This window comes from Cognatundibacterium rugosum (assembly GCF_014284365.1).
Taxonomy (GTDB): Bacteria; Pseudomonadota; Gammaproteobacteria; order Burkholderiales; family Burkholderiaceae_D; genus Undibacterium; species Undibacterium rugosum.
The window spans coordinates 1-900 of record NZ_JACOGG010000050.1 but is presented as its reverse complement, the minus strand read 5'-3'; the positions used below and the strand labels follow the sequence as shown (position 1 = coordinate 900).

The window sequence follows — 900 nt, the reverse complement described above, 5'->3', positions numbered from 1 at the left end:
TTCTGACCCAGTTATAGATTTGTACCGGGTTGTTGTTGAGTTCCTGGGCTTTGGCTTTTACAGCAGGTGTGAGCTGAATGTCTTCAGTTTCTGCTGTGTCTTGTGCGACGGGTAGCACCGGCAAGCTGGCTTGTGCCAGTTTGAGTCCATCTGGGATGGCGCCGGCCAGCATGATTTTGTCATACTTGGGCGGGAACAAGCTGGCCTGGTACTCGGCTTTAGTTTCGTTTGGTTTTCTGACTTTGTTGCTGGGGCTGCCGAACGGGAGTTTATTGGGGTCCGTAAATTGGTGTGGCTTAGCGTTCTGGTGAGTCCCCATAAAACGGCTGAGTTCCACCAGGGCGCGCTGCTGTTCTGCGCCGCTGCTGCGCTCAACTTGTTCACTGAGTTGTTGGAATTGCTTTTGACGGCTTTGGTATTGGGCAACGGCGGCATGATGGCGCTGCAGAATTTCTGCCGGCATGTTGGCAGCTTTGAGTTGTTGCTCGGTGTCGTTGAAGCTTTGCTCTATACCGGCATACATTTTTTTTAACGCTTGGATTTTGAGTTGCACCCGTTCGATACGCTTCTGGGTCTGGACGCTACTCACTGCTGGCGGGCTTGCATTCTTTAATGAACGGGCGCTGATGTCACTGCTGTTGCGTGCCATCGGATTGGCCGCCTTGGCCATTGGTGCTGCGGAAGGTGCTGCTGGTGTAGCAGCCGTGTCCAGTGCTTTGAGCTCGTCGTGGATGCCAGCCAACAGCTGGCTGAATTGTTCATCTGGGCTCACGCTGGCGACTGCTGGAACCGTATTGGCATTCACGCCAGACTGCCCCGCTAATTTGCCAAGATAGCGTTGCGTGTTCCCCAGCAAACCCTCGTCTTTCAGACGCGTGAGCAGGCCAGCTTTTTCAGCTG

1 protein-coding gene is annotated in these 900 nt (G+C 54.1%); it reads right to left on the bottom strand.

The window, feature by feature from the left end; translation table 11 throughout:
- A partial coding sequence (locus H8K47_RS17975) for a hypothetical protein (RefSeq protein WP_222612835.1) occupies positions 1–900 on the bottom strand: 900 nt, incomplete at both ends.